The organism is Pseudomonas sp. RIT411 (assembly GCF_003057735.2).
Classification (GTDB): domain Bacteria; phylum Pseudomonadota; class Gammaproteobacteria; order Pseudomonadales; family Pseudomonadaceae; genus Chryseomonas; species Chryseomonas oryzihabitans.
On the sequence record NZ_QBIZ02000001.1, the window covers coordinates 573,950 to 598,945 of the forward strand.

Annotated in this window: 22 protein-coding genes; 10 read left to right on the forward strand and 12 right to left on the reverse strand. The window is 66.6% G+C overall.

The window, feature by feature from the left end; genetic code table 11:
• Positions 1-112 precede the first annotated feature (112 nt).
• Positions 113-1,186 carry an S-methyl-5-thioribose-1-phosphate isomerase gene (mtnA, locus tag DBY63_RS02650; protein ID WP_108581198.1) on the reverse strand — a complete coding sequence of 358 codons (1,074 nt, stop codon included), beginning with the start codon at positions 1,184-1,186 and terminating at the stop codon, positions 113-115.
• Between the two features lie 118 nt (positions 1,187-1,304).
• Between mtnA and DBY63_RS02655 the strand changes: the two genes are divergently transcribed.
• Genes DBY63_RS02655 through DBY63_RS02670 form a run of 4 tightly spaced genes read left to right on the forward strand, consistent with a single transcriptional unit; the run spans position 1,305 to position 4,779 of the window.
• On the forward strand, positions 1,305-2,630 hold the full coding sequence (locus DBY63_RS02655; protein WP_007160469.1) for a TRZ/ATZ family hydrolase: 1,326 nt from the start codon (positions 1,305-1,307) through the stop codon (positions 2,628-2,630).
• Between the two features lie 32 nt (positions 2,631-2,662).
• A complete protein-coding gene (gene ubiG, locus DBY63_RS02660; RefSeq protein ID WP_007160470.1) occupies positions 2,663-3,361 on the forward strand; it encodes a bifunctional 2-polyprenyl-6-hydroxyphenol methylase/3-demethylubiquinol 3-O-methyltransferase UbiG in 699 nt (232 codons plus the stop codon).
• A 3-nt stretch (positions 3,362-3,364) separates the two neighbouring features.
• Complete coding sequence (gene mupP, locus DBY63_RS02665) at positions 3,365-4,036, forward strand: N-acetylmuramic acid 6-phosphate phosphatase MupP (RefSeq protein WP_027598053.1); 672 nt, start codon at positions 3,365-3,367, stop codon at positions 4,034-4,036.
• Positions 4,037-4,044: 8 nt separating this feature from the next.
• Complete coding sequence (locus tag DBY63_RS02670) at positions 4,045-4,779, forward strand: YciK family oxidoreductase (protein WP_108581199.1); 735 nt, start codon at positions 4,045-4,047, stop codon at positions 4,777-4,779.
• Between the two features lie 9 nt (positions 4,780-4,788).
• Here DBY63_RS02670 and DBY63_RS02675 read toward each other — a convergent pair whose 3' ends face one another.
• The 4 genes from DBY63_RS02675 to selD form a co-directional block, all read right to left on the reverse strand.
• Positions 4,789-6,741 (reverse strand): methyl-accepting chemotaxis protein, encoded by a 1,953-nt coding sequence (locus DBY63_RS02675; RefSeq protein ID WP_108581200.1) that lies wholly within the window; start codon positions 6,739-6,741, stop codon positions 4,789-4,791.
• Between the two features lie 148 nt (positions 6,742-6,889).
• Complete coding sequence (locus DBY63_RS02680; RefSeq protein ID WP_007160474.1) at positions 6,890-7,180, reverse strand: hypothetical protein; 291 nt, start codon at positions 7,178-7,180, stop codon at positions 6,890-6,892.
• Between the two features lie 77 nt (positions 7,181-7,257).
• Positions 7,258-8,358, reverse strand: a complete 1,101-nt coding sequence (gene mnmH, locus DBY63_RS02685; RefSeq protein WP_108581201.1) for a tRNA 2-selenouridine(34) synthase MnmH — start codon at positions 8,356-8,358, stop codon at positions 7,258-7,260.
• Complete coding sequence (selD, locus tag DBY63_RS02690; RefSeq protein WP_108581202.1) at positions 8,358-9,392, reverse strand: selenide, water dikinase SelD; 1,035 nt, start codon at positions 9,390-9,392, stop codon at positions 8,358-8,360. The genes mnmH and selD overlap by 1 nt, the downstream gene beginning before the upstream one ends.
• A 343-nt stretch (positions 9,393-9,735) precedes the next feature.
• Between selD and DBY63_RS02695 the strand changes: the two genes are divergently transcribed.
• Positions 9,736-10,926: a CynX/NimT family MFS transporter gene (locus tag DBY63_RS02695; RefSeq protein ID WP_231500994.1), complete on the forward strand. Its 1,191-nt coding sequence runs from the start codon at positions 9,736-9,738 to the stop codon at positions 10,924-10,926.
• Here DBY63_RS02695 and DBY63_RS02700 read toward each other — a convergent pair.
• The 6 genes from DBY63_RS02700 to DBY63_RS02725 are packed head-to-tail and all read right to left on the reverse strand — an operon-like array spanning position 10,923 to position 14,921.
• A complete protein-coding gene (locus DBY63_RS02700; RefSeq protein ID WP_108581203.1) occupies positions 10,923-11,732 on the reverse strand; it encodes a DUF4892 domain-containing protein in 810 nt (269 codons plus the stop codon). The genes DBY63_RS02695 and DBY63_RS02700 overlap by 4 nt on opposite strands.
• A gap of 6 nt (positions 11,733-11,738) precedes the next feature.
• The gene (locus DBY63_RS02705; RefSeq protein ID WP_108581204.1) at positions 11,739-12,620 is read right to left on the reverse strand and encodes an alpha/beta hydrolase; all 882 of its coding nucleotides are present in this window, start codon (positions 12,618-12,620) and stop codon (positions 11,739-11,741) included.
• A gap of 31 nt (positions 12,621-12,651) precedes the next feature.
• Entirely contained in the window at positions 12,652-13,095 is a 444-nt protein-coding gene (locus DBY63_RS02710; RefSeq protein ID WP_017641977.1) for a hotdog fold thioesterase, read from the reverse strand.
• A 20-nt stretch (positions 13,096-13,115) separates the two neighbouring features.
• On the reverse strand, positions 13,116-13,571 hold the full coding sequence (gene sixA, locus DBY63_RS02715) for a phosphohistidine phosphatase SixA (RefSeq protein WP_108581205.1): 456 nt from the start codon (positions 13,569-13,571) through the stop codon (positions 13,116-13,118).
• A complete protein-coding gene (locus DBY63_RS02720; protein WP_169886967.1) occupies positions 13,568-13,873 on the reverse strand; it encodes a DUF4389 domain-containing protein in 306 nt (101 codons plus the stop codon). Before DBY63_RS02720 ends, sixA begins: the two co-directional genes overlap by 4 nt.
• A gap of 25 nt (positions 13,874-13,898) precedes the next feature.
• Positions 13,899-14,921, reverse strand: coding sequence for an NAD(P)H-dependent glycerol-3-phosphate dehydrogenase (locus tag DBY63_RS02725; RefSeq protein ID WP_007160483.1), 1,023 nt, complete (start codon positions 14,919-14,921; stop codon positions 13,899-13,901).
• A 377-nt stretch (positions 14,922-15,298) separates the two neighbouring features.
• Between DBY63_RS02725 and fabA the strand changes: the two genes are divergently transcribed.
• From fabA to DBY63_RS02740, 3 genes are all read left to right on the forward strand, one after another.
• Complete coding sequence (gene fabA, locus DBY63_RS02730; protein ID WP_007160484.1) at positions 15,299-15,814, forward strand: 3-hydroxyacyl-[acyl-carrier-protein] dehydratase FabA; 516 nt, start codon at positions 15,299-15,301, stop codon at positions 15,812-15,814.
• Positions 15,815-15,825: 11 nt separating this feature from the next.
• A complete protein-coding gene (fabB, locus tag DBY63_RS02735; RefSeq protein ID WP_059226759.1) occupies positions 15,826-17,043 on the forward strand; it encodes a beta-ketoacyl-ACP synthase I in 1,218 nt (405 codons plus the stop codon).
• Between the two features lie 253 nt (positions 17,044-17,296).
• On the forward strand, positions 17,297-18,511 hold the full coding sequence (locus DBY63_RS02740; RefSeq protein WP_027601621.1) for a sugar MFS transporter: 1,215 nt from the start codon (positions 17,297-17,299) through the stop codon (positions 18,509-18,511).
• Between the two features lie 414 nt (positions 18,512-18,925).
• Here the strand turns inward: DBY63_RS02740 and DBY63_RS02745 are convergent, their stop codons facing one another.
• Positions 18,926-20,275, reverse strand: a complete 1,350-nt coding sequence (locus tag DBY63_RS02745; protein WP_027598064.1) for a dicarboxylate/amino acid:cation symporter — start codon at positions 20,273-20,275, stop codon at positions 18,926-18,928.
• Positions 20,276-20,652: 377 nt separating this feature from the next.
• On the opposite strand from DBY63_RS02745, the gene DBY63_RS02750 reads away from it, so the two are divergent.
• Positions 20,653-21,393, forward strand: coding sequence for a 4'-phosphopantetheinyl transferase superfamily protein (locus DBY63_RS02750; protein ID WP_108581206.1), 741 nt, complete (start codon positions 20,653-20,655; stop codon positions 21,391-21,393).
• A gap of 608 nt (positions 21,394-22,001) precedes the next feature.
• On the forward strand, positions 22,002-24,917 hold the full coding sequence (locus DBY63_RS02755; RefSeq protein ID WP_108581207.1) for a ribonucleoside-diphosphate reductase subunit alpha: 2,916 nt from the start codon (positions 22,002-22,004) through the stop codon (positions 24,915-24,917).
• Positions 24,918-24,996 lie beyond the last annotated feature (79 nt).

The window sequence follows — 24,996 nt, forward strand, 5'->3', positions numbered from 1 at the left end:
TCCAGCCGGTTTTCAGCACTGCATCACCGCCTGCCGAGGGCTTTCGAACAAAGCCTGTGCAAAGAGCGAAATTCTAACACATTCAGGGATGTATCCGCCCCTGGCGATCACCTCAATGCAGGCGGCGCCGATTCATCAGCTCGGCCATCTTCTTGGCGTCCGGACGCTCCACCACCCCGCGCTCGGTGACGATGGCGTCGATGAGATCGGCCGGGGTCACGTCGAACACCGGATTGAAGGCCTCGACCTCGGCGGCGATGCGCTGGCCACCGGCTTCCAGCAACTCGTGACCGGCGCGCTCCTCGATGGGGATGTCGTCACCGGACGCCAGATTCATGTCGATGGTGGAGCTGGGCGCCACCACCATGAAGCGCACGCCGTGGTGCATGGCGATGACCGCCAGGTTGTAGGTGCCGATCTTGTTGGCCACGTCGCCGTTGGCGGTGATGCGATCGGCGCCGACGATCACCCAGGCGACGTTGCGCGTCTTCATCAGGTGCGCCGCGGCGGCATCGGCGTTGAGGCTGACCGGGATGCCCTCGCCGGCCAGCTCCCAGGCGGTCAGGCGCGAGCCCTGCAGCCAGGGGCGGGTCTCGTCGGCATGGACGCATTCCACCAGGCCGTCCAGGTGCGCGGCGCGCAGGACGCCCAGGGCGGTGCCGAAACCACCGGTGGCCAGGGCGCCGGTGTTGCAGTGGGTAAGGAAGGTCTGCTTGCTGGCGTCGTGCTTGCGGATCAGCTCGACGCCCAGCTGGGCCATGGTCAGGTTGGCCTCGCGATCGCTCAGGTGGATGGCCACCGCCTCGGCTTCCAGCGCCGCCAGGGCGCCCTCCCCGGCCATGCGCGTCAGGCGCTCGCGCATCCGGTTGAGCGCCCAGAACAGATTGACGGCGGTGGGACGCGAAGCGGCCAGCAGTTCGAAGTCGGCACTGACGGCGGCTTGCCAGTCCTCACCCGCCGCGGCACGCTGCCGGGCACCCAGCACCACGCCATAGGCGGCGCTGATGCCGATGGCCGGCGCGCCTCGTACCAACATGTCGCGGATGGCCTGGGCCACCTCGGCGGCGCTGTGACAGGCGACCCAGTGTTCGCGCAGCGGCAACAGGCGCTGGTCGAGCAGGTGCAGGGCACCGTCCCGCCATTCGATCGCCTTGATCTTTTCCGCCGCCAGCAGACGCTCTCGCATGATCTTTCCTCGACCTGAATCTGTAGCCAGCCAGTATACCGGCATCGGCGTGCGGATTTAGCGGTAGCGCCGCAAGGACCGCTATACTGCCGGCTCGCCCCTCTTGGAACCGCCGCCGATGCCCACCCCCGCGCCCCTGGACCTCTTGTTGCTCCCCAGCTGGATCGTGCCGGTGGAGCCTGCCGGAGTGGTCCTGCGCGATTACGCCCTGGGCGTGCGCGACGGCTGCATTGCCCTGCTCGCGCCGCGTAGCGAGGCCCTGCGCCAGCCGGCCAAGGAGACCCTGGAGCTGCCGGGCAAGGTGCTGATCCCCGGGCTGATCAACGCCCATGGTCACGCCGCCATGACCCTGTTTCGCGGCATGGCCGACGACCTGCCGCTGCAGACCTGGCTGCAGGATCACATCTGGCCCGCCGAAGGGCGTTGGGTCGACGAGGATTTCGTCCGTGACGGCACCACCCTGGCCATCGCCGAGCAGATCCGCGGCGGCATCACCTGCTTCTCGGACATGTACTTCTATCCCCAGGTGGCCTGCGAGGCCATCCATCGCACCGGGGTGCGCGCCCAGGTCTGCCTGCCGATCCTCGACTTCCCCATTCCCGGCGCCCGCACCGCGGACGACATGATCCGCCGCGGCCTGGAACTGTTCGACGACATGAAGCTGCACGAGCGCATCAGCGTGGCCTTCGGGCCCCATGCGCCCTACACCGTGGCCGACGCCAAGCTCGAGCAGATCCTGGTCCTGGCCGAGCAGCTACAGGCACCGATCCAGATGCACGTGCACGAGACCGCCTTCGAGGTGGAGCAGGCGCTGCAGCAGACCGGTGAGCGGCCGCTCAGCCGGCTGCGCCGCCTGGGCCTGCTCGGGCCGCGCTTCCAGGCGGTGCACATGACCCAGGTGGACGACGAGGATCTGGAAAACCTGGTCGAGACCAACAGCCATGTCATCCACAGTCCGGAATCCAATCTCAAGCTGGCCAGCGGCTTCTGCCCGGTGGAGCGGCTCTGGCAGGCCGGCGTGAACGTCGCCATCGGCACCGACGGCGCGGCCAGCAACAACGATCTCGATCTGCTCGGCGAGACCCGTACCGCCGCCCTGCTGGCCAAGGCCGTGGCCGGCTCGGCCACCGCCCTGGATGCCCATCGCGCGCTGCGCCTGGCCACCCTGAACGGTGCTCGCGCGCTGGGGCTGGAGCGCTGCCTGGGCTCGCTGGAAGTCGGCAAGGCCGCCGACCTGACCGCCGTCGACCTCAGCGGCCTCGCCCAGCAGCCGCTCTACGACCCCGTTTCGCAACTCATCTATGCCACCGGCCGCGACCGCGTCAGCGACGTCTGGGTCGGCGGCGTGCCGCTGCTGCGCCAGAGCGAACTCGTGCGCCTGGACGAGGCCGAACTCATAGCCAATGCGCAGCAGTGGGCCACCCGTATCCAGCAGGGCGCCTGACGCGCCCCGCTCCCTTGCCTCTGGAGAACCCCATGTCCAACGTCGATAACGCCGAGATCGCCAAGTTCGAGGCCCTCGCCTACCGCTGGTGGGACCGCGAGAGCGAATTCAAGCCGCTGCACGACATCAATCCGCTGCGCGTCAACTGGATCGACCAGCACGCGGGCCTGGCCGGCAAGAAGGTGCTGGACGTCGGCTGCGGTGGCGGCATCCTCAGCGAGGCCATGGCCCAGCGCGGTGCCCAGGTGACCGGCATCGACATGGCCGAGGCGCCCCTGGCCGTCGCCCGCCTGCACCAGCTGGAATCCGGCGTGCCGGTGGAGTACATCCAGGAGACCACCGAGGACCACGCGCGCAAGCACGCCGGCACCTATGACGTGGTGACCTGCCTGGAGATGCTCGAGCACGTGCCGGATCCCTCCTCGGTGATCAAGGCCTGCCACGACCTGGTCAAGCCGGGCGGCCAGGTGTTCTTTTCCACCATCAACCGCAATCCCAAGGCCTATCTGTTCGCCATCGTCGGTGCCGAATACGTGCTGCGCTTGCTGCCGCGGGGCACCCACGATTTCCGCAAGTTCATCCGCCCCTCGGAACTGGGTGCCTGGGCCCGTGCCGCCGGCCTCAACCTGCGCGACGTCATCGGCCTCACCTACAACCCGCTGACCAAGAGATACAAGCTCGAAGGCGACGTGACGGTGAACTACATGGTGCGCACCCAGCGCGAGGACTAGGCCATGCGTCTGCAAGCGGTCCTCTTCGACATGGATGGCACCCTGCTCGACACGGCGCCGGACTTCATCGCCATCATCCAGGGCATGCGCCAGGACAGGGGCCTCGCGCCCGCCGATGAGGCCCGCCTGCGCGGGGTCATCTCCGGTGGTGCCAAGGCGATGATCCTGGCCGGCTTCGAGATCGACCCCCTGGGCGCCGAACTCGAACCCCTGCGCCTGGAGTTTCTCGAGCGCTACCAGACGCAATGCGCGGTCCACACCCGGCTGTTCGACGGCATGGACGAGATCCTGCGCGATCTCGACGCCGCCCGGTTGCGTTGGGGCGTGGTGACCAACAAGCCGGTGCGCTTCGCCGAGCCGATCATGCAGCGCCTGGGCCTGGCCGAGCGCTCGGCCTGCCTGGTCTGCCCGGACCATGTCACGCACAGCAAGCCGGATCCGGAGATGGTGCTGCTGGCCTGCCGGCAACTGGACGTGGATCCGCAGACCGCCCTGTTCATCGGTGACGACCTGCGCGACATCGAATCCGGTCGCGCCGCCGGCAGCAAGACGGTGGCAGCGCGCTACGGCTACATCCATCCGGACGACCGCCCTGAGCACTGGGGCGCCGACGCCATCATCGACCATCCGCTGGAGTTGCGCGCCCTGCTCGATCGCGCGCTGTGCGGCTGCTAGAGGTTCAGATGTTCGACTACCTGGCTCCGACCGAGCTGCTCAAGGACCGCATTATCCTCGTCACCGGTGCCAATCGCGGCATCGGCGCCGCCCTGGCCAAGGGCTGCGCCGCCCTGGGCGCCAGCGTCATCCTCCAGGGTCGCGATGCCGCGGCGCTGGATCAGGTGTGTCAGGAGATCCTGGCCAGCGGTGGCCAGGCCGAGACCCTGGTACTGGATCTCGAACAGGCCGATGCGACCGCCTATGCCGCCGTGGCGAAGCGGCTGCAAGAACGTCACGGGCGCCTGGATGGCCTGGTACACAACGCCGGCCTGCTCGGGCCGCGGGTGCTGCTGGAAGAGACGCCCGCCGCCGCGCTGGCGCAGGTGCTGCAGGTCAATGTCCAGGCCGGCTTCGCCCTGACCCAGGCCCTGCTGCCGCTGCTCAGGGCGGCCGGTGAGGCCTCGCTGATCTTCACGTCCAGCAGTGTCGGTCGCAAGGGTCGGGCCGGCTGGGGCGCCTATTCGGTGTCCAAGTTCGCCACCGAGGGCCTGATGCAGGTCTGGGCCGAGGAGCTGGCCAAGGACGGCATCCGGGTCAACAGCGTCAACCCGGGCGGTACCCGCACCGCCATGCGGGCGGCGGCCTATCCCCAAGAGGACCCGGCCCGGGTGCCCGCGGCGGAGGCCATCCTGCCGGTCTATCTCTATCTGCTCGGTCCGGCCAGCCGGGGCACCACTGGCCAGGCGCTCAACGCCCAGTAGCGGAGTCGATCAGACGTGGAAGCGCTGCACCAGGCGCGCGAGCTCGTCACCCAGTTCGGCCAGCTCGCGGCTGGCTGAGGCCGTGGCCGCCATCGCCTGGCTGGACTGATCGGCGCCGTCGCGAATCCGGGTGACATTGACCGCCACCTCTTCGGCCACCCCGCGCTGCTGCACGGCCGCCGCGGCGATCTGCTGATTCCTCTGCTGGATGCTGGCCACCGCCGTGGCGATACCGGCAAAGGCGCGCCGGGTATCGCCGGCACTGTCCAGGGTGTCGACGAGCAGGGTCTCGCTCTGGTGCATCCGTGCGACCGCTTCGCCGCTGCCCTTCTGCAACACCACGATGAGCCGTTCGATCTCGACGCTCGACTGCTGGGTACGCCGCGCCAGGGCCCGGACTTCGTCAGCGACCACGGCGAATCCCCGCCCCTGCTCACCGGCGCGCGCCGCTTCGATGGCCGCGTTGAGCGCCAGCAGGTTGGTCTGCTCGGCCACCGCCTTGATCACGTCCAGCACGCTGCTGATCGCCTGGCTGTCGTGGGACACGCCTTCGAGGCGCTCCGCCGCGGACCGGACATCCACCCCCAGGGTCTCGATACCGGCCAGACTGCGGCCGATCACCGCCTGGCCATCGCTGACCTGGCGCTCGGCCTGATCGCCGGCACCGGCGGCGGCCTCGGCATCTGCGGCGACCCCCTGGGCCGTGGCGGCCAGTTCGGCCATGGCCGCGGCCACCTGATCGGTTTCCTCGCGCTGCCGGGTCACGCCCCGCTGCGCCTCGCGGGCCTGTTCGGCCAGGGCGGCGGCGGACTGGCCGAGCCGGCCGATACCGCTCTGCAGCTGCAGGACCATACCGCGCAGCGCCGCCACCATGCTGGCGCTGGAGCGCTGCAACTGGCCGATCTCGTCGCCCCGATCCACCGTCAACTCGACATCCAGCTGGCCCTGGGCGATGCGCTCCGCGGCGGCGATCACCTTGCGCAGCGGCCGGACGATGGCCAGGGTGATGATCAGCGCAGCCAGGGCGCCGACGATCAGCGCCAGCAGGGCCACGCCGCCGATGGTCAGCAGGCGCTTGGTCATCATCGCCTGCAGTTCGGTCTCCTGTTGCCCATAGAGGGCATCGACCCGCTGCACCGCGGTCTCCGCCAGGCTGGTCATCCGCGCACCGGCGGTCCGCTCCTGGGCCAGGGCGGCGGCATAGTCGCCGAGGCGGCGGATGAATTCCTTGATGTTGGTGGAGACGTCCTGGATGACCGAGGAATAGGCCGGATCGCTCAGTTGCGGCTCGACCTTGGCCAGCAATTCCAGGGCGGCACTGGCCGAGGGCAGCGGCTGGTCGTCCACCGTGCTCTTGCCGGCCCGTGCCTGGGCTTCGTCAAGACTCTTGAGCATCAGGCGATAGAGTTCGCCGACCTGCTGCGACAGGGTCAGGAGTTCGGCGCCCTGCTTGCCGCCGGAATCCTTGAGGGCATAGGCGCCGTCATCCAGCAGACCGGACTGGAGGATGTCCAGGCTGTTGGCCGCGCCCTCTACCAGAAAGGCGGCCCCCTCCATGGCCAGACGGCGCGAGGTGTGGAGTCGTTCGAAGTCGGCGAAGGCAGCGCCATAGGCCTGGATGGCCTCACGGGCGGCGTCGAGGTCGACAGCGTTGGCACTGCCCACCTCGGCCTCCAGCTGTCCCAACCGCTCGAGCACTGCCGGCAGGGCCTGCCGCAGGTGCTCGGCCTGGGCGGTCTCGCCACTCAGGCGAAAGCCCTGCTCCAGGGCGCGGACCTGCATCACCTGCCGGTTGATCGCCGCCATGTCGCGCAGGGAGCCGAATCTATGCTCGACATCCTTGAGTGCGAGCCCGCCCTGCAGGGCCACCACCAGGGTCAGCAGCAGCACCAGCCCGAAGCCCACCGCCAGCTTGGTCGCGGTTCGCCAATTGGCCAGGCGATAGCGCGCAATCCCTTTCATACCGCACCCCGACAAAATGAGTTCTACCGACGCTGTCGTCTGCAGAAGCCGATTCTTGAGAGGGTGCGGAGCAAACCGCCACTATCCGTCGCGCGCGGTTATGTCGGCGTCGCTTTGGACGGCGGCCGTTGGCCAGGGGGCCGAGCGATCAGCGACCGGCGCGGGACTCGCGAATGTAGAAGCGCGCCTTTTCGGCGTTCTTCACGCAACCGGTGTAGGCCTCGACCTGCTGCTGCGTCTTGGCGGTGGACAGCAAGGCCAGCGCCTTGGAATAGCTCACCGTGCCGGAAAAGCCTTCGGCCTTGGCCAGGTCGAGTTCCTGCCAGGCGGAACGGGTCTGGGCGGCGCAGCTGTCGCGATTGACCACCTTGCCCGAACAGCCGGCAAGCACCACGGCAGCCAGCGTAGCGGCCAGGACGGGAACCAGTTTCGCTTTCATCTCTCTTTCTCCTTGCACCTGCAACCGGCCGGAACGGCCGGATAACCGCAGCGTAGACCGCCAACCCCAAGCGCTGTTCAGCGCCGGTTGCGCAGAAACTCGACCACCGCGGCCTGGTCGCCGCTGAAGATCACCCGGGACGCCTTGCTCTCGCGCTGATAGGCGTACATGGGATCGTAGTATTCCGCCAGCAGACCCTCGATCCAGCCGCGATGCGCCGCGACGTCGCCCGAGCGCTCCTGCTCGGCGAGGGCGTCCTCGAGAATGGCCGACAGGCGCTGGAAGCGTTCGCCCCCCAGACGCTTGGCAATGCCGGAGAGACTCTTGCGCAGCTGTTCGGCGAACAGGCCGAAGCCCTGTTCGGGGCCGTGCAGGGCCACGAATTCCGCCGCCAGGTCGATGACATAGTCGCGCAGGATGCGCTCGATGCGGTTTTCCCGGCTGTCTTCCAGCCAGACCAGCGGGTACTGCTGCATGCCCTGGTGCAATTCCAGCGGCAGGGAGCAGCGACCGACCAGGCGCGATTCGTCTTCCAGCACGAATTGCGCCTGCCCCCCATGACGGCGGCGCAGCAGGTCGATGGCCAGGCTGTTCTCGAAATCGATCTGGCCCGGCTGGGGCGTGGCCCGCTTGCCGAAGCTGGAGCCGCGGTGATTGGCATGGCCTTCGAGGTCGACGGCGTTGTCGAGCTGGGCCACCACCTCGGTCTTGCCGGTGCCGGTCATGCCCCCCACCACCACGAAGCCGCACTCGGCCAGGGCCTGCTGCAGCGTGTCGATGAGAAAGGTACGCATGGCCTTGTAGCCACCCACCACCCGTGGATAGGCGATGCCGGCTTCGCTGCGCAGCCATTCCTGGCTGATCTGGGAGCGCAAGCCACCGCGGAAGCAATAGAGGTAGCCCTCCGGATAGGCCCGGGCGAAGTCGGCCCAGGCCTGGATGCGCGCCTCCTTCACCGCCCCGGACACCAGCTGGTGACCCAGTTGCAGCGCCGCCTGCTGACCCTGCTGCTTGTAGCGGGTGCCGACGCGCTGGCGCTCCAGGTCATTCATCAGCGGCAGGTTGGTGGCCTGGGGAAAGGCGCCCTTGGCGAATTCCACGGGGGCGCGGACATCGACCAGGGGGACATCGCTCAGGAACAGCGCCCGCAGGTCGCGGGCATCCTCACGCTGGCTCATCAGGCCACCTCGACCGCATGGGCGCGCCGGCTCACCAGCTGCCCTATGGGTTGCAGGGCCAGGCCCAGCTCCGCCGCCACGGCGAGAAATTCCACCTCACCCTCGGGTGCCACGGCCACCAGCAGGCCGCCACTGGTCTGGGGGTCGCACAGCAGCTGGCGGCGGCCTTCGTCCAGCGGGGCGATACGGCTGCCGTAGCTGTCGAAGTTGCGCTCGGTCCCGCCAGGCACGCAGCCCTGCTGCAGATAGAAATCCACGCCTTCGAGGCGGGGAATGGCGGCGAAGTCGAGTTCGGCGGTGAGGCCACTGCCGTCGGCCATCTCCACCAGGTGGCCGAGCAATCCGAAGCCGGTGACGTCGGTCATCGCCGTGACGCCGGCCAGGCGGCCGAAACGGCTACCGGGACGATTGAGCTGGCACATGGTGTCACGCGCCAGATGGCGATCCTCGGGGCGCAGCAAGGCCCGCTTCTCGGCGGTGGTGAGGATGCCGATGCCCAGCGGCTTGGTCAGATAAAGGCGGCTGCCCAGGGTCGCGGTGTCGTTGCGCTTGAGATGGCGCTTTTCCACGATCCCGGTCACGGCCAGGCCAAAGATCGGCTCGGGCGCGTCGATGGAATGACCGCCGGCCAGGGGGATGCCGGCTTCGTCGCACACGCGGCGACCGCCGGCGATGACCTCGCGCGCCACTTCCGGCGGCAGCACGTTGACCGGCCAGCCGAGGATGGCGATGGCCAGCAGGGGATCGCCGCCCATGGCGTAGATGTCGCTGATGGCATTGGTGGCGGCGATGCGCCCGAAATCGAAGGGATCATCGACGATGGGCATGAAGAAATCGGTGGTGGAGACCACGCCGCGCTCTTCGTCCAGGCCATAGACCGCCGCATCGTCGCGCGAGGCGTTGCCCACCCACAGCCGCGGATCCAGGTGCTGGGCGCCGCTGCCGGCCAGGATGGTCTCCAGGGTCTTGGGGGCGATCTTGCAACCACAACCGGCGCCGTGGCTGTATTGGGTGAGGCGAATGGGATCGGTCATCGTTACTCCGGTTCAGCGGTGGCGCTGGTTCGACAGCCAGCGCGAAGGGGCGTAATAGTAGCAAATGCCCGTCAGCCGGCGGGCACCGACCGCGCCTAACAGATCGCCAGCCAAAGCAAAAGGGCTGTTTTCTGGCGGTAATCCACAGTTGCTGTGGATAACCTCGTGGAAAACCTCCAACCGACCCCGGACAAGCGAGCGGCGATGCGGCGATGGACGAACTGGCGATTTTTTAGCCGGTCCGCCAACTATTTTTTCCCGTTGAAGGGTAGCGAACGGAAGCGCCGTGCGTTATGGCCAGGGTGCGCTAGCATTGCCAGTTCCCCCGGTCATAGCCGTACTCATGTCTTCTCCAGCCTCCTCCCCCCTTACCCCCTGGCAACGCGGCCTGCTGCTCGCCAGCCTCATGCTCATCGCCCTCAACCTGCGCCCGGCGCTCTCCAGCCTGGCGCCCCTGTTGCGGCAGATCGAGACCAGCACGGGTCTTTCCAGCAGCGCCATCGGCCTGCTCACCACCCTGCCGGTGCTCTGCCTGGGGTTGTTCGCGCCCCTGGCTCCGCGCCTGGCCCGCCGCTGGGGCAGCGAACGCACGCTCGGCGCCATCCTGGCATTGCTGGCCGCTGGTATCGTCCTGCGCAGCCTGCTGCCGCCCCTGGGCCTGTTTCTCGGCAGCCTGATCGCCGGCGCCTGCATCGGTATCCTCGGCGTCCTGTTGCCGGCCCTGGTCAAGCGCGATTTCCCCGCCCAGGCCGGCCAGCTGATGGGGCTCTACACCATGATGCTGTGCATAGGCGCCGCCGTGGCCGCCGGGGCCACCGCGCCGCTCGCCGAGGCCTTCGACGGCCGCTGGCAACCCGCCCTCGCCACCTGGGCCCTGGTCGCCGTGGTGGCCCTGCTGGTCTGGCTGCCGCAACTGCGCCAGCCACCCACCATCGCACCGCGCCGCGGGGCTGGCGGTTCGCTGTGGCGCAATCGGCTGGCCTGGCAGATCACCCTGTACATGGGCCTGCAGTCGTCGCTGGCCTATATCGTCTTCGGCTGGCTACCGACCCTGCTGATGGATCGCGGCCTGGGCATGGTGCAGGCCGGCCTGATGCTGTCGGGCTCGGTGATGACCCAGCTGGTCAGCGCTCTCACCGCCCCCTGGCTGGCGACGCGGGGCCAGGACCAGCGCCTGGCCATCGTGGTGGTGATGAGTCTGACCCTCGCCGGCCTGCTGGGCTGCCTTTACGCCCCGGTCGGCAGTCTCTGGCTGTGGGCGGTGATACTCGGCCTGGGCCAGGGCGGGACCTTCAGCCTGGCGCTCGCCCTGCTGGTGCTGCGCTCGCGGGATGCGGAAACCGCCGGACGGCTATCGGGCATGGCCCAGGGCGCGGGCTACAGCCTGGCCTCGCTCGGTCCGCTGCTGGTGGGCATCATCCACGACGCCACCCACGGCTGGGCCCCCATGGGCGTGCTCTTCACCCTGATCGCCGTGCTGGCCACGCTGTTCGGCCTGGGTGCGGGGCGGACCCGCTACGTCAACGACGTCTAGCGGCGATAGAGTCCGGCGGCTCGACTGGCCTCGGTCTGCAGCCGCGGCGCGCGGATATCCGCTTCGCGCAGGGCACGCTGCCAGGCGTCTGCCTGGTCGCCGCCCAGCGTTACCGCCACATCGCCATTGAGCGCCAGGGCCGCCGCCAGCCGGGCGATCCAGGGTTGCTCAGGGGCCCGCTCCAGGGCGGGCAGGAGCAGCTGACCGTCGCGCTGCAACTCCTTGAGCAGGGTGGCGGCGCTCGGCAACAGTTCAGGGAGGGGCTGGCCTGCCTGCAGCCGCTCGGCATGCAGATAGCCGCGACGATTGCCACGGGTGATGCCATAGAGCGTCAGCACCGTCTGCGGCTCCGCCAGTTGCAGCACCAGCAGCCCCTGCTGATCGTCCGGTCCATAGAGCATGGCCTCGCCCAGCAGGCTGTTGGCGATGACGTTGCTGGCGCCGCAATCACGCCCTTCGCACCAGTAGAGCAGCGTCGCGCCCTGCTGCTGCAGGCGCTGCCGCTCGCTGTCCAGCCGCGCCAGCGGCGGATGGCCGCTGGCCAGCTCGAAGGTCTGGGTCTGGAGTTGGCCCTCCACCTGCAGCGAATCCTCCAGGCGCAGGCGACCGCCGATGCGACTGACTGGCCCCAGCGGATAGAGGCGTTCGGCGGTTGCCGGTCCGCTTTCGCGCACCAATTGGGCATGGTCCATGGGTGCGATCTCCGGCAGCACCTCCGCCTGCGTCGTCCCAAGGGACAGCAGCAGGCCGATCAGCAGGAGGCGTGGCAGGAAGCGGGAGCGCGGGCAGAACAGACGGCTAGGCATGCCGCATTATTCGTCGTGCCCGGTGCCGGCGGCAAAGAAGGCATTGAAACAATCCGCGACGGCCTGGGCGCCCGCTGCATCGTCCAGATGCAGATGGTGCCCGCCCGGCAATTCGTGAAGGCTGAAGTTCGGCTGTTCTCGCGCCAGGCGCATGGCCTCGGCATGGGGCGCCACCAGGCCACCCGCGGCCACCACCAGGGCTGTGGGGCAGCGCACCGCGCGCAGACAGGCTTCGGCCTGCTCCGGGGTGAACCTCATTCGACTGGGCAGCCTCAGGTGGGGATCAGAACGCCAGGTGTAGCCACCGGGTACCGCCATCAAGCCACGCTCGGCGAGCAGCTCGGCGGCTTCCCGACTGACCGTCAGCGACCCCTTCAGCCGCGCCACTACGGCGTCTTCCACCGTGGCGTAGACCGGCTTGCGCCGGTTGGGCAGCTCCAGCTCCGCCAGCAGCGCCTTGCCGAGTTTCTCGGCGATCTCCTCTGCCGGCGTTGTATAGGGCAGCAGGCCATCGATCAGCGCCAGGCGCTCGATCTGCTCCGGCAGGGCCGCGGCCGCGATGACGCCGACGATGGCGCCCATCGAATGGCCAAGCAGACCGAAGCGATCCCAGCCCAGTTGCCGCGCAGCCGCGAGCACATCCAGCCCATAGTCCTGAATCGCATACCCAACGCCTGCGGGACGATGGGCCGACAGACCATGACCCGGCAGGTCCAGAGCGACGATGCGCAGGCCGTGCAGCCGTGGCGCGAGCTGGGCGAAGGTCATGGCATTGTCCAGCCAGCCATGCAGCGCCAGCACCGGATAGCCATCTTCCGGACCGAAGGTCCGGGCGCTCAACTCGATATGGGGCAATTCCAGCCGCAATTCCTGCACCTGGGCGGTCATGATTTCCACTCCGCGGGTGCCAGTGCGCGCTTCATGCCGGGGAGGCATCCCGCTGCAAGGGCACCACGGCTACCGTGAGCCGTGAGACACAGGTCAGGCGCCCCTCTTCATCGCTCAGGCGGATGTCCCAGACATGGCTGCTGCGCCCCAGGTGCAGGGGACGCGCCACCGCCGTCACCCGCCCGGAGCGCACGCCCCGCAGGTGGTTGGCATTGATTTCCTGACCCACGCAATAGAAGCGCGAGCGATCCACGCAGAGCATGCTGGCGATCGAGCCCACGGTTTCCGCCAGGGCCACCGACGCGCCGCCATGCAGCAATCCCATGGGCTGGTGGGTGCGGCGGTCGACCACCATGCTGGCGGTCAGGCTGCTGTCGTCCCAGGCTTCGATCCGCATGTCCAGGTGTTCGGCCAGGGTGTTCTCGAGCGCACGCCCGAGGTCCTCAGGATCCGGAAGGGTCTGCCAGATGCTCATGTACTTTCCTTGCAAGGGCGTCAGCCGTGGAAGCGACTGACCAGATCGAAACCGCCGGCCAGGGGCAGCGGCGCCTCCAGGCACAGCAGGGACGCGGTACCCATGGCCACCGGCGCCTGCCGATGACCGTGCAGCAACCAGCCGGCCAGTTCACCGACGAAGGGATTGTGAGTCACCAGCAGCAGCTCCTCCACCTCCAGTCGCGCCAGCTCCGCCAGGGCGCGTTCCGGCTCGCCGTCGGGCGTGGCCCAGGAAACGCTGCGCAACTCGCCCGGCCAGCCCAGCTGCTGTTGCACCAGGGCCGCCGTCTGCTGCGCGCGCACATAGGGACTGGCGAGGATGAGCTGCAACTTGGCACCCTTGAGCTGCAGGGCGCTGCGCAGCACCTCGGCGCGACCGGTAGCGGTCAGCTCGCGCAGCTCGTCACTGGGCGCCCGCGCCTCGGCTTCGCCATGCCGCAGCAGCCAGAGCTTCATGGCGCGGTGGCGGAACGGTCGTCGGGTTGCTCGGTGGCCGGCCAGTCGGCGAAGGGCCAGGGCTTCACTTCGCTGGCGAAGGTGCCGAAGCGGACGATCTGCGCCAGATAGTTGCCCAAGGCCGCGCCAAAGGCGGTCAGACCGGGATTGGCTTCGCCCTTGATCAGGCGCACCACCAGTTGCACCAGCACCACCACCGCCAGCACGTACTGCGCACCCAGCCAGACGAACAGGAACAGCAGCATCCAGATCAGGCGCAGGCCTAGCAGCTCGCGGGAATGCTCGGGTTGGGACATGGGAATTCCTCTTTTCAGACAGTGTAGCGGCTCAATTGAAGGGGGCGTCCGCCACATCAACATCGGTCTTGGGCTCGCCGCCCATCAGGGCCTCGATCACCTGCCCCAGGCTGCGGCCCTCGAACAGGATCGCATAGAGGCCGTTGACCAGGGGCATGTAGACGCCCAGCTCGTCCGCTTTTTCCTTGAGCACGCGCAGGGTATTGACGCCTTCCGCGGTCTCGCCGATCTGGGCCACCGCCTCGTCCAGGGTCAATCCTCGCCCCAGGGCATGGCCGACTCGGTAGTTGCGGCTCTTCTCCGACGAGCAGGTCACGATCAGGTCCCCTACCCCGGCCAGGCCCAGGTAGGTGATGGGATTGGCGCCGCGCTGCACGGCGAAGCGGGTCATCTCGGCCAGGGCCCGGGTGATCAGCATGCTGCGGGTGTTCTCGCCCATCGCCAGGGCCGCGGCCATGCCGGCGATGATGGCGTAGACGTTCTTCAGGGCGCCGGCCAACTCCACGCCGAGACGGTCGGCACTGGCATAGACGCGGAAGGTGCGGCCGTGCAGCGCCGCCTGGACCCGCCGGCACACCTCTTCGTCCTCGCTCGCCACCACGGTGGCGGTGAGTTGGTGCTCGGCGATCTCGCGGGCGAGGTTGGGCCCGGAGATGATGCCGATGCGCGCCCGCGGCACGATTTCCGCGAGGATCTCGCTCATCAGCATGAAGGAGTGCGCCTCGATGCCCTTGGTGGTGCTGACGAGGAAACGCCCTTCCAGCTGCTGGGCGATGGGTGCCAGGGCCTGGCGCAGCGCGCTCGACGGCAGGGCCACCAGGATCAGCTCGCAGCCCTGGATGGCGCCCTGCAGGTCACTGGTGGCCTCGACCGCGGCGTGCACCTTGATACCCTTCAGATAGCGCGGATTCTCGCGCTCGCGGCGGATGGTCTCGGCCTGTTGCGGATCGCGCATCCACAGGCGCACCGGCAGCCCGTTCTCGGCGACCAGATTGGCCAGGGCGGTACCGAAGCTGCCGCCGCCCAGGACGGCGATGGGGGATTGGACTGTCATCGAAACTCTCGGCTTCACCGCGATCGCGCGGCCTCGTCGCTCAGTATACGGTAGCCGCGCGCCGGCCTCAGGGCCCGTTCAAGGTCTGCCGCGTATCGGCCGAACGGTATTGAAAACGCCCGAGGAATACTTATCTAGGGTGGGCAAACACCCCTTTCCCGGTACTGCCCGCCGCGTCGCCCCAGGGCGCGCGCGACCCCGAGCGGGCGCCCAGGATGGAGAATTGACTGCGAAAAGTGCACAATGGTCCGTTAACGAGCGGGGCGCTGGCCTGTGACTTTCCCGATGCCCCGGCAGTCTACTGCTACACGAAGCCATACCCAGAGCGACCTTCGGAGTCGCCAGAGCCTGGACCTAGGCCAGCTACAGGAGCTTGCATGACCAAACAACACGCCTTTACCTACGAAGACTTGCTGCGCTGCAGCCGTGGCGAGCTCTTCGGTCCGGGCAATGCCCAATTGCCCGCACCGAACATGCTGATGATCGATCGGATCACGCATATCAGTGAGGTAGGCGGGAAATACGGCAAGGGCGAACTGGTGGCGGAACTCGATATCCGTCCCGACCTCTGGTTCTTCGGTTGCCATTTCGAAGGTGACCCGGTGATGCCGGGCTGCCTGGGCCTGGATGCCATGTGGCAGCTGGTCGGTTTCTACCTTGGCTGGCAGGGCAATCCGGGTCGCGGTCGCGCCCTGGGCTCTGGCGAAGTGAAGTTCTTCGGCCAGGTACTGCCGACCGCCAAGAAGGTCACCTACAATATCCATATCAAACGCACCATCAACAGGTCGCTGATTCTGGCCATCGCCGATGGCACCGTTAGCGTGGACGGCCGCGAGATCTACTCCGCCGAAGGTCTGCGCGTCGGCCTGTTCACTTCCACCGATAGCTTCTAAGGGCTTTTCGCATGCGTCGCGTCGTCATTACCGGTCTGGGTATCGTTTCGTGCCTGGGCAATGATAAAGACACCGTTTCCGCCAACCTGCGCGCGGGTCGTGCCGGCATCCGTCACAATCCGGAATATGCCGAGATGGGTCTGCGCAGCCAGGTTTCCGGTTCCATCGACCTGAACCTCGAAGAATTGATCGACCGCAAGGTCAAGCGCTTCGTCGGCGATGCCGCCGCCTACGCCTACCTGGCGATGGAGCAGGCGATCAAGGACTCCGGTCTGTCCGAAGAGCAGGTCTCCAACCCCCGCACCGGCCTGATCGCCGGTTCCGGTGGCGCTTCCACCTTCAACCAGATGGAAGCCCTGGACATCCTGCGCGAGAAGGGCGTCAAGCGCGTCGGTCCCTACCGCGTGACCCGGACCATGAGCAGCACGGTCTCCGCCTGCCTGGCCACCCCCTTCAAGATCAAGGGCCTGAACTACTCCGTGGCCTCGGCCTGCGCCACCAGCGCCCACTGCATCGGCCTGGCCATGGAGCAGATCCAGCTCGGCAAGCAGGACGTGGTCTTCGCCGGCGGCGGCGAGGAAGAGCACTGGACCCAGAGCATGCTGTTCGATGCCATGGGCGCGCTCTCCAGCGACTACAACGAGACGCCGGAAAAGGCTTCCCGTGCCTACGACAGCAAGCGTGACGGCTTCGTCATCGCTGGCGGCGGCGGCATGGTGGTGGTCGAGGAGCTCGAACACGCCCTGGCCCGCGGTGCCAAGATCTATGCCGAGATCGTCGGCTACGGCGCGACCTCCGACGGCTACGACATGGTCGCCCCGAGCGGCGAAGGCGCCATCCGCTGCATGCAGCAGGCGCTGTCCACCGTCGACGGCGAGATCGACTACCTGAACACCCACGGTACCTCCACCCCGGTGGGCGACGTGGCCGAGATCAAGGGCGTGCGCGCCGTGTTCGGCGACAAGGCTCCGGCCATCAGCTCCACCAAGAGCCTGTCGGGTCACTCCCTGGGCGCTGCCGGTGTGCACGAGGCCATCTACTGCATGCTGATGATGGAAGGCAACTTCATCGCCGGCTCGGCCAACATCGACGAACTGGATCCGGAAGTCGCCGACCTGCCGATCCTGCGCGAGACCAAGGAAGACGCCAAGCTGGACCTCATCATGAGCAACAGCTTCGGTTTCGGCGGCACCAACGCCACCCTGGTACTCAAGCGCTGGCAGGGCTGATAGTCCTCGCTTGTGTGACCCAAACGGCGCCTCTGGCGCCGTTTTTCATTTCTGCTCCCTGCCCCGCTGAACCGGGCACGGACCACGCGGTCGAAGGCGCCGGCACTTCGCCTGCGAACCTCCAGGAAGAATGGATTCAGCAGCACGAATAGCTTAATCTCGCGCCGCTTCGCTGTACCTGCGCAGCCGCCATAGACAGCGCTGTCCGAACTAGCGGGCAGAAACAAGAAACTGTTGTACCCATGGAGCCCCAATGCACAATCAAAACCAGAGCTACCGCGGACCCTTGATCGTCCTCACCATGCTGTTCTTCATGTGGGGTCTGATCACCTCGCTGAACGACATCCTGATTCCCCACCTCAAGGCGGTCTTTACCCTCAGCTATCTGCAGGCCTCGCTGATCCAGTTCTGCTTCTTCACCGCCTACTTCATCGTCTCCTTCCCGGCCGGTCGCCTGGTGGAAAGCCTGGGCTACAAGAAGGGCATCATCGTCGGCCTGCTCACCGCCGGCGTTGGTTGCGTGCTGTTCTACCCCGCCGCCGGAGCCCACTCCTACGGCTTCTTCCTGACCGCCCTGTTCGTGCTGGCGGCCGGTATCACCGTGCTGCAGGTGGCGGCGAACCCCTACGTCACCATCCTCGGCAAGCCGGAAACCGCGGCTTCGCGCCTCAACCTGACCCAGGCCTTCAACTCCCTGGGTACCACCGTCGGCCCGCTGGTGGGCGCGGTGACCATTCTGGCGCTGGTCGGTGAAGACTCCGCCGCCCATTCGGTGCAGCTGCCCTACCTGATCCTGGCCGGCATGCTGGTCGCCCTGGCGGTGATCATCGGCCTCTTCCGCCTGCCGCAGATCAAGGACACCGAGCAGGACAACGCCACCGACGAGAACGCCCTGACCGCCAACAGCGTCTGGGCCTATCGCCATCTGCTGCTCGGCGTGGTCGGCATCTTCATGTACGTGGGTGCGGAAGTGTCCATCGGCAGCTATCTGGTGAGCCTGATGGAAAGCCCGGACGTGGCTGGCCTGAACGCCGCCACCGCCGCCAAGTACCTGTCCCTGTACTGGGGTGGCGCCATGGTCGGTCGCTTCATCGGCGGCGTGATCATGACCAAGGTGCGGCCGAACCTGGTGCTGACCTTCAATGCCATCGCCATTGGCGTGCTGCTGGCCGTGGCCGTGCTGCAGGGTGGCAAGGTCGCCATGTGGGCGCTGCTGGCCATCGGCTTCTTCAACTCCATCATGTTCCCGACCATCTTCTCCCTGGCACTCAAGGGCCTGGGCAAGTTCACCTCCAAGGGTTCGGGCCTGCTGTGCATGGGTATCGTCGGTGGCGCACTGGTGCCGGCCATCCAGGGCTACTTCGCCGACACCATCGGCTTGCTGCCCTCCTTCCTGATCCCGCTGGTCTGCTACCTCTACATCCTGTTCTACGGCGTAATGGGCTATCGCCCCACCCTGCGTCGCTGATCCACCCCGAAGCGCTGGCGGCCTGCCAGCGCTTCGTCCCTTCCGCTACCCCTCCGCTCTCCTCCTTCCTTATCTCCCGGCTGATCGACTGACCTGCACACCTGCCAGATAGCGGGCTGTACGACCCTGCACGCGCGATCTGACCCACCCTGCGCCATCCCCGCACCTTCCGCCATGCAGCATCGGCAGAGGCCGTCTGGAGGGCCCTGCCTTGCCCTTCGCTCTCGGCGTAGCCAAGACGGCCGGGAGGGCTCTCCCATACCTGCCAATCGAAGGGCCTGACCTTACGGTCTGACGCGGCGCGGCCACCCTGCTCCGGCCAGATCCCAGGCAAAAGAAAACGCCCGTATCTTTCGATACGGGCGTCTTGTCGTTACCGCAGGGACCGCTCCAGGCGCGGCCCTCGCGTCAGGCTCAGGCAGGCTGGCGAGCTTCCTCGACTTCGACGGCGTTCGGGCCGCGAGCGAGTTCGGTCTTCAGGGTCTGCTCATCCAGCTGGCCGCACCACTTGGCGACCACGATGGAGGCCACGCCGTTGCCGACCAGGTTGGTCAGGGCGCGGGCTTCGGACATGAAGCGGTCGATACCCAGGATCAGCGCCAGGCCGGCGACCGGTACGTGACCGACGGCGGACAGGGTGGCGGCCAGTACGATGAAGCCGCTACCGGTGACGCCTGCAGCGCCCTTGGAGGAGATCAGCAGCACCAGCAGCAGGGTGATCTGGTGGGTGATGTCCATCTGGGTGTTGGTGGCCTGGGCGATGAACACCGCAGCCATGGTCAGGTAGATGGAGGTGCCGTCGAGGTTGAAGGAGTAGCCGGTGGGGATCACCAGGCCGACCACCGACTTCTCGGCGCCCAGCTTCTGCATCTTGGTCAGCATGCGCGGCAGGGCGGACTCGGAGGACGAGGTACCCAACACGATCAGCAGTTCTTCACGGATGTACTTGATGAACTTGAGGATGCTGAAGCCGTGCATGCGCGCCACGGCACCCAGCACCACCAGCACGAACAGCAGGCAGGTGATGTAGAAGCAGGCCATCAGGTAGCCCAGCTGCACCAGGGTGCCGACGCCGTATTTGCCGATGGTGAACGCCATGGCACCGAAGGCGCCGATGGGGGCGAGCTTCATGATGACGTTGATGATGTTGAAGAAGACGTGGGAGATGCGGTCGATGAAGTTGAACACCAGTTGACCGGTCTCGCCCAGGCGATGCAGGGCATAGCCGAACAGCACGGCGAAGAACAGGACCTGCAGGATCTCACCGGTGGCGAAGGCGTTGACGACCGTCGACGGGATGATGTTCATCAGGAAGTCGATGGTGCTCTGCTTCTCGCCAGCCGCGGCGTAGGCAGCGATGCCCTTGGTGTCCAGGGTGCTGACGTCGACGTTCATGCCGGCGCCCGGCTGGACGACGTTGACCACGATCAGGCCGATCAGCAGCGCGATGGTGGAGAAGATCTCGAAGTACAGCAGCGCCATGCCGCCGGTCTTGCCCACGGCCTTCATGTTCTGCATGCCGGCGATACCGGTCACCACGGTGCAGAAGATGATGGGCGCGATGACCATCTTGATCAGCTTGATGAAACCGTCACCCAGCGGCTTCATGGCAGCGCCGGTCTGGGGATAGAAGTGGCCGAGCAGCACACCCAGGACGATCGCCACGATCACCTGGAAATAGAGACTCTTGTAGAGCGGCTGCTTGACGGGACGCTTGGGCGCGGGAGCTGTGGTAGTTGTTGTTGTGTCGACGGTTGCTGTCATGGCTCTTTCCCTTGTGGCCACTACCTGACGTCCTGTCTGAGTGGGCACCTGACTGAAGTTGGCTCTCTCATCCTGAGAGCTTTTTGTTGTGGACCTGGCGGCCGCGCGACGGTGACACCAGTATCTGGCTGGATATAAGCAATCGCCGTTCCACTTCTTGGTGCGCAATCAAAGGGCCAGCTTTCATGCACCTTTCAGTCGAAAGTCTAGTTGTCAGCGGTGGGCGGAACCCCGCCACCCGACGAAAAGGGGCGGAAATCCCCCACCGCGCGAGGCGGTTTTCCGCCAGTCGCCGTCGGTAGTCGGCTATCCTTTGCGCGCCTTTCCAGCGGCGCCTGCCCTGATCCGTTGCCGCCTTCGAGGAGTATCCGGCCGAGATGCCCGCCCTGCCCCCTACCGACCTGCCCGGCTGCTGCACAGCGCCCGCGCCGCTGCCGCCGCTGGCGGAGGAGTTCGACGCCCTGGCCCTGCTGCACTGCCGCTTCGATCCCGCCCAGGTGAGCTTCGAGCGCGACGCCCTGCGCCTGGGCGCCCTGCCGCCGGACAACATCCGTCGCGCCGTGGCCAAGCGCCAGGCCGAATACCTGGCCGGGCGTCTCTGCGCCCGCGAGGCCCTGCGGCAGCTCAGTGGCGCGCCAGCGGTACCCGGTCATCGCCGCGAGGATCGTGGCCCCGCCTGGCCCGCCGGCTGGGTCGGCGCCATCACCCACAGTCACGGCTGGGCAGCCGCGGCGGTGGGCAGCGCCCGGGACTACCTGGGTCTCGGCCTGGATGTGGAAACCCTGCTCGAACCGGCCAAGGCCCTGCGTCTGGCCGACCAGATCCTCACCCCGGCCGAACGGGAAAGCGTGCAGGCGCTGGACGAAGAGCAGCAGGCCTTTGCCATCACCCTGGCGTTTTCCGCCAAGGAGAGTCTGTTCAAGGCGCTGCATCCCCAGGTCGGGCAGATGTTCTTCTTCCAAGATGCCGAGATCCTTGGCACCGATCCCGGCGGGACCTTCGATATTCGGCTGCTGATCGAGTTGTCGCCGCGCTGGTCCGCCGGGACCTCACTGCGCGGTCACTACCGCCTGGACGAAGAACGGCGGTTGCTCACGCTGATCGCGCCCCGTCGCTGAGGCTCTCCTATATAGAGAAAGGGTCGTCCGGTCGATCGGGTGCACAAACGCTGGCCGGGGCAGAACGTCGCAGCGGCTATCGAACGTTTTCTTATGGTGGAGAAAATGCTCATAGCGAACCGGTATATCCCGTGACGCTTTTGTCTCACCCGCCCAGTCACGTTGTACGTTATTTGACCACTTCGCTCTGATCCTAGCCTCCACGCGCACTGGCTGGGCACCACCCCCAGGATACCCCCCAGTCCCGAACAGCTTATCCACGTCTTATCCACAGCCGGAAACGTGACAAACGCGACATCTAGTGGCCCTTGCACCCCCGCACCACCATATATAGCAGTTCGTCGGCATGGCCTGGGACGGCGAAACACCCCTCTGTCAAGACTGTCTTCCCTAACGAGGAGGGCTTATCCTGTCGCCCGAATTATGAATTTCCAGGGTCCCTGACCCCGAACGCCGGCTCCTGCGGGAATCGGCGCTGGTACGGCTTTTCGTTGGAATCTTCATTGGTAATGGCGCGACAGGCAGTCGTCGCGCAGGCCCACGGGCCGACACTCTTCCGGATCGCCGGCTTGCCGACGATCCCCTCTTTCCGATCAAGGGAGTTCCGCATGCACACCGACCTGACCCGCGAGCAAGCCCAGCAGGGCCGCCCGGCGCAAGATGCCAGCCAGGACCTGGGCGCCACCGCCCCCGGTCAACTGCGCGTCATCAAGCGCAACGGTACCGTCGTCCCCTACACCGACGACAAGATCACCGTGGCCATCAGCAAGGCTTTCCTCGCCGTGGAAGGCGGTACCGCCGCGGCCTCCTCGCGCATCCACACCACCGTCAAGCAGCTCACCGACCAGGTCAGCAGCACCTTCAAGCGCCGCATGCCCTCCGGTGGCACCATCCACATCGAGGAGATCCAGGACCAGGTCGAACTGGCCCTGATGCGCGCCGGCGAGCAGAAGGTCGCCCGCAGCTACGTGATCTACCGTGAAGCCCGCAGCCAGGAGCGCAAGCAGGGCGCCGCGAGCGACATCGCCGAGCCGCACCCGACCATCCGCGTGACCAAGGCCGACGGCACCACCCAGCCGCTGGACATGGGCCGCCTGAACACCATCATCAGCGAAGCCTGCGAAGGCCTCGAAGAGGTGAACGGCGAGCTGATCCAGAAGGAAACCCTGAAGAACCTGTACGACGGCGTGGCCGAGAAGGACGTCAACACCGCCCTGGTGATGACCGCCCGCACCCTGGTCGAGCGTGAGCCCAACTACTCCTACGTCACCGCCCGCCTGCTGCTGGACAGCCTGCGCGCCGAAGGCCTGAGCTTCCTCGGCGTGGCCGAGTCCGCCACCCACCACGAGATGGCCGACCTCTACGCCAAGGCCCTGCCCGCCTACGTCGCCAAGGGCGTGGAGCTGGAGCTGCTGGACCCGAAACTGGCCACCTTCGACCTGGCCAAGCTGGGCGCCGCCATCGATCACGAGCGCGACCAGCAATTCACCTACCTGGGTCTGCAGACCCTGTACGACCGCTACTTCCTGCACAGCCACGGCACCCGCTTCGAGCTGCCGCAGCTGTTCTTCATGCGCGTGGCCATGGGCCTGGCGCACATGGAGAAGGACAAGGAAGCCCGCGCCATCGAGTTCTACAACCTGCTGGCCAGCTTCGACTACATGGCGTCCACCCCGACGCTGTTCAACGCCGGCACCCTGCGTCCGCAGCTGTCCAGCTGCTACCTGACCACCGTGCCCGACGACCTGTCCGGCATCTATGGCGCCATCCACGATAACGCCATGCTGTCGAAGTTCGCCGGCGGCCTGGGCAACGACTGGACCCCGGTACGTGCGCTGGGCTCCTACATCAAGGGCACCAACGGCAAGAGCCAGGGCGTCGTGCCCTTCCTCAAGGTGGTCAACGACACCGCCGTGGCGGTCAACCAGGGCGGCAAGCGCAAGGGCGCGGTCTGCGCCTACCTGGAAACCTGGCACCTGGACATCGAGGAATTCCTCGAGCTGCGCAAGAACACCGGTGATGACCGTCGTCGTACCCACGACATGAACACCGCCAACTGGATCCCCGACCTGTTCATGAAGCGTGTCTTCGAGGACGGCAACTGGACCCTGTTCTCCCCCGCCGACGTGCCCGATCTGCACGACCTCTACGGCAAGGCCTTCGAAGAACGCTACGAGTACTACGAAGCCCTGACCGAGTACGGCAAGCTCAAGCTGCACAAGACCATCAAGGCCAAGGACCTCTGGCGCAAGATGCTGTCCATGCTGTTCGAGACCGGCCACCCGTGGCTGACTTTCAAGGACCCGTGCAACCTGCGCAGCCCGCAGCAGCACGTGGGCGTGGTGCACAGCTCCAACCTCTGCACCGAGATCACCCTGAATACCAACAAGGACGAGATCGCCGTGTGCAACCTGGGTTCGGTGAACCTGGTGAACCACATCATCGACGGCAAGCTGGACACCGCCAAGGTCGCCCGCACCGTCAAGACCGCCGTGCGCATGCTCGACAACGTCATCGACATCAACTACTACTCGGTGCCCCAGGCGGAGAACTCCAACCTCAAGCACCGCCCGGTCGGCATGGGCATCATGGGCTTCCAGGATGCGCTGTACCTGCAGCACATCGCCTACGGTTCGGATGCCGCCGTGCAGTTCGCCGACACCTCCATGGAAGTGATCAGCTACTACGCCATCCAGGCCTCCTGTGACCTGGCCGAAGAGCGTGGCAGCTATTCCAGCTTCCAGGGTTCGCTGTGGTCCCAGGGCATCCTGCCGATCGACTCCGAGAAGCGGCTGATCGAAGAGCGTGGCGCCAAGTACATCGAGGTCGATCTGTCCGAGACCCTGGACTGGGCCCCGCTGCGCGAGCGTGCCAAGAAGGGCATCCGCAACTCCAACATCATGGCCATCGCGCCGACCGCGACCATCGCCAACATCACCGGCGTGTCCCAGTCGATCGAGCCGACCTACCAGAACCTCTATGTGAAGTCGAACCTCTCGGGCGAATTCACCGTCATCAACCCCTATCTGGTACGCGACCTCAAGGCCCGCGGCCTGTGGGACTCGGTGATGGTCAACGACCTCAAGTACTACGACGGCTCCGTGCAGCAGATCGAGCGCATCCCGCAGGATCTGAAGGACCTGTACGCCACCGCCTTCGAAGTGGAGACCAAGTGGATCGTCGAGGCCGCCAGCCGTCGCCAGAAGTGGATCGACCAGGCCCAGTCGCTGAACCTGTACATCGCCGGCGCCTCGGGCAAGAAGCTCGACGTGACCTACCGCATGGCCTGGTTCCGCGGTCTGAAGACCACCTACTACCTCCGTGCCCTGGCCGCCACCAGCACCGAGAAGTCCACCATCAACACCGGCAAGCTGAACGCCGTGAGCGCCGACCCCATCACCGGCGTCCAGGCCAGCGCCGCGCCCGCCCCGGCGCAGAAGGTCGAAGCGGCGCCCGCCGCGGCACCGGCTCCGGTGCCCAAGGCCTGCAGCCTCGACGATCCCGAGTGCGAAGCCTGCCAGTAAGTACCCAAGCCCTCTCTTAGCAGAGGGCTGCTCCTTATACCCTCTCCCCCTGGGAGAGGGCCAGGGTGAGGGCCTACCC